The following is a 4,608-nucleotide window of genomic DNA, read 5'->3' on the forward strand; positions in this document are numbered from 1 at the left end:
CCCAACCCCCGCGGCACCACCAACACCACAAACCCCTCAGGCCCCGCACCCAACCCCACCAACCGCCGCGCCAAAACCTCCGCCGCACCATCCAACTCCGCATACGTCAAAGACCCCTCGCCAGCCACCACCGCCGGCTCCCCACCCCGACTCACCACCTGCTCAACAAACCAACCCCCCACATCCCCCCACGACACCAACCCACCCACACCCGGGCCTGACCCCGAATCCACACCAGCACCAGCACCCCACACCGCAAGCCTCGACTCCTCCGCCCCCAACAACACGCCCAACCGCCCCAACCGCACACCCGCATCCACCACCACAGCCCGCAACACAGCCTCAAACCGCGCCACCAACCGCTCCACCGACACCCGGTCGAAGAGATCAGTGGAAAACTCCACCAGCCCTGCCAAACCACCAGCCGCACCGCCCACCCCACGACGCTCCGACACACTGAAGAACGCATCAAAACGAGCGGTCTCCGTACGGGCGCCCTCGGGCCGGATGTCGAGTCCGCCGAGCCGCAGGTCGTTGTCCGGGGCGTTGTCCAGGGAGAGGGAGACCTGAAAGAGCGGATGGTGAGCCATCGACCGCTCCGGGTTGAGCAGCTCCACCAGGTGCTCGAAGGGCACGTCCTGGTTCGCGTACGCACCGAGCGCGGTCTCCCGCACCCGCCCCACCAGCTCACGGAACGACGGGTTCCCCGACGTGTCCGCCCGCAGCACCAGCGTGTTGAGGAAGAAGCCGACCAGATCGTCCAGCGCCGCGTCGGAGCGCCCCGCGATCGGCGTACCGATCGGGATGTCGTCCCCGGCACCGAGCCGCGACAACAACGCCGCCAGCCCCGCCTGCAACACCATGAACAGACTCGCGCCCTCGGCCCGCGCCAACTCCTCCAGTCCGGCGTGCAGTTCCGCGTCCCACTCGAAGGTCAGCAGGTCACCGCGGTACGACGCCACCGCCGGCCGAGGCCGGTCCGTCGGCAACTCGATCCGCTCCGGCAGACCCGCCAACTGCCCCTTCCAGTAGTCGATCTGCCGGGCCAGCACGCTCTCGGAGTCGTCACCGTCGCCGAGCAGTTCGCTCTGCCAGAGCGCGTAGTCCGCGTACTGCACCGGCAACGCCGGCAGCTCGGGAGCGGTCCCCGCACACCGCGCCTCGTACGAAGTCATCAGGTCCCGGGACAGCGGGGCGAACGACCACGCGTCGCTGACGATGTGGTGGATGAGCAGCAACAGTACGTGTTCCTCGGCACCGAGCCGGAACAGCGTCGCCCGCAGCGGCAACTCCGACGACAGATCAAAGCCGTACCGGGCCGCCTCATCCAACGCCGCCTGAAGACCGGCCTCGTCCACCGCGACCGTCTCCAGCTCCGGCCGCGCCTCCGCACCACTCACCACCAGCTGGTACGGCTCCCCCGACGCCTCCGGGAACACCGTCCGCAACGACTCATGCCGCGCCACAACGTCCCCAAGCGCCACCCTCAACGCACCCGCATCCAACCGCCCCGACAACCGCACCGCCCACGGAACGTTGTACGTCGCACTCGGCCCTTCCAGCCGGTGCAGGAACCAGAGCCTGCGCTGAGCGAAGGACAACGGCACCAGGTCCGGCCGCTCCCGTACCGCCAACGGCAGCCGTGCCAGGTCAGGGGTACCGCCGGACGTGTCCAGCCACTCCGCCACCTCCGCCACCGTCGGCGCCTCGAACAACACCCGGATCGGCAGCTCCACACCCAACGCCGCCCGCACCCGACTCACCAGGCGCATGGCCAGAAGTGAATGGAAGCCCAGCTCGAAGATGTCGTCGTCGAGCCCGATCCCGTCGAGTTCCAGCAGTTCCATGAAGATCTCGCTGAGCACGCGCTCGGCGGCGGTCGCCGGTTCCCGGTGCGTCCCCTCGGACTCGGCCCCGACGTCGGACCCGGAGTCAGATGTGGACCCGGAGTCGGATGTGGACCCGGAGTCGGATGTGGACTCGGACTGGGCCCGGTCACCGCTCGGGTCGGCAGCGATGTCCAGATAGGCCAGCTTGCCGCCGGCCTCCCAGCGCGCCCGCCGGCCGGTGCGGTACATCCGGCCGCCCGGCTCGCCGTACGGGTCCGGGACCAGCCCGTCCCGGGAGTCGCCCGCGGCCGCGGCCAGATAGAGGTCACCCGGTGCACCGGGCGGCAGCAGCTGAAGCCGGGGGTCGAGGATGTACGCGCGCACCGCCCCGGGCACGTCCTCACCGGCCGCGGCCTCCGCCGACGCGAGCAGCGCGAAGCGCTCCCCGGTACGCAGCAGATCGAACGCGGTCACCTCGCGTTCCGGCTCCGCCACCGCCGAGGTCAGCAGACCGGCCAGCCGCTGGACGAGATTCCGCACGGTGGACGCGTCGAACAGCGCGCTGTTGTACTCGACGAATCCCCAGAAGCCTCCGCCGTCCGCGGTCTCCTGCGGCTTCTCCTGGAAGTGCAGCGCCAGATCGAAACGCGCGGTGCCGGTCCGGGCCTCCTCGGGGGTCACCGACAGACCGGGCAGGTCCAGGCGGAAGTCGGGGGCGTTCTGCAACCCGAGCGAGACCTGGAAGAGCGGGTGGTGCGCCATCGACCGCTTCGGGTTGAGGACCTCCACCAGGTGCTCGAACGGCACGTCCTGGTTCGCGTACGCACCGAGAGCGGTCTCCCGCACCCGCCCCACCAGCTCACGCAGCGACGGTTCACCGGAGACGTCGGTCCGCATCACCAGCGTGTTGACGAAGAAGCCGACGAGATCGTCGAGGGCCTCGTCCGTACGCCCCGCGATCGGCGTACCGATCGGAACGTCGTCCCCGGCACCCAGCCGTGACAGCAGTGCCGCCAGCCCCGCCTGCAACACCATGAACATGCTGACGCCCTCGGCACGGGCGAAGCCGGCCAGCTTGGCGTGCAGCTCGCCGTCCCATTCGAAGGTGATCAGATCGCCCTCGTACGACACCACCGACGACCGCGGACGGTCCACCGGCAGCGGCGTCTGCTCGGGAAGACCCGCCAACTTCTCCTTCCAGTAAGCGACTTGACGGTTGAGGAGACTGTCCTCGGCGGTCTCCTCCCCCAGGAGTTCGCGCTGCCAGAGCGTGTAGTCGGCGTACTGCACCGGCAACGCCGCCAGCTCGGGAGCGGCCCCCGCACACCGTGCCCCGTAGGCGGCCATCAGGTCCCGCGACAGCGGCGCGAACGACCACCCGTCGCCCGCGATGTGGTGGATCAGCAGGAGCAGCACATGCTCATCGGGCGCCACCTCGAACAGCCGGGCCTGGACGGGCGCCTCGGCGGCCAGATCGAAGCCGTACTGGGCGGCCTCGTCGAGCGCCGTCTGCACACCGTCCGCGGCCACCGGCGTCACGGTCAGCGGCGGCCGGGCCGCCGACTCGGCCAGCACGCGCTGGAACGGTTCGCCGTCCGTCTCGCCGAAGACGGTACGCAGGGCCTCGTGGCGCGCCACCACATCCGCCAGCGCCGCCCGCATCGCCTCGATGTCGAGGCGGCCGCGCAGCCGCAGCGCCCACGGGATGTTGTAGGTCGCGCTCGGCCCCTCCAGCCGGTGCAGGAACCAGAGCCGCTGCTGAGCGAAGGAGAGCGGCACCCGGTCGGGGCGCTCCCGCGGCTCCAGCGGTGTCCGTACCGGGCCGTCGCCGTCCGACCAGGCCGCCAGCTCGGCGACGGTCGGCGCCTCGAAGAGCGCACGGATCGGCAGCTCGATACCCAGCGTGCTGCGGATCCGGCTGACCAGGCGGGTGGCCAGCAGTGAATGCCCGCCCAGGTCGAAGAAGTCGTCGTCGATGCCGACCTGGCCCAGGCCCAGCACCTGGGCGAACAGATCGCAGAGCACCTCTTCCCGCGGCGTACGGGGCATCCGCCCGGCACCGGCCTCGAACTCCGGCGCGGGCAGGGCACGGCGGTCCAGCTTCCCGTTCGCGGTCAGCGGCAGCCGGTCGAGCACCACGAGTGCCGACGGAACCATGTACTCCGGCAGCCGCTCCTTGGACCAGGTCCGCAGATCGGCCACCAGGGCACCGCTGTCCCGGGTGGCGACGGGGTTGTTGGTGTAGTGGGCGAGGGGGGCGGTGCCGGTGGGGACGGCGTAGGTGCCGATCAGGTCGTCCTGGGAGCCGGTGACGAAGAGGGCATCGATCCGGTCGTCCGCGGTGGCGGACCAGGTGACGGTCACCCGGTAGCCGAGACGCTCGCCGAGCGCGTACAACTCCTCCGGGTCGATGTCCCCCTCGGGCTCCTGGAAGCGGCGCAGCACATCCGGCAGCGCCTCGTCCTCGGTAAGGGCGCGGGCGGCACGCACTTCACCGCCGACGCGGGCGTTGGGGATGCCGGTGACGCGGAGGAGGGCCGGGTTGTCGGCTTCCAGATGCGCCGCGAGGGCCGCCATGTCGTCGAAGGGGCGGTGGGGTGCGGTGGCCGTGTCCAGGGTGGGGCGGCCGGTCTTGAACAGCACCGCCTCGTAGCGGTAGCGGGTCAGCTCGTTGTGATACCCGCCGCGCTTCAACCGGACATCGACACCCGCCACTTCCGGCTCACCCGCCGCGAACGCCGTGAAGAAGCCCGGGTCGACGACCAGCTCCTTCTCCAGC

1 protein-coding gene is annotated in these 4,608 nt (G+C 70.5%); it reads right to left on the reverse strand.

All coding sequences use genetic code 11. The annotated features are described in order from the left end of the window. On the reverse strand, window positions 1-4,608 hold a 4,608-nt coding region (locus tag IH09_RS35920), incomplete at both ends, for a condensation domain-containing protein (RefSeq protein WP_240150554.1).

Source organism: Streptomyces celluloflavus (assembly GCA_000720995.1).
Taxonomy (GTDB): domain Bacteria; phylum Actinomycetota; class Actinomycetes; order Streptomycetales; family Streptomycetaceae; genus Streptomyces; species Streptomyces celluloflavus.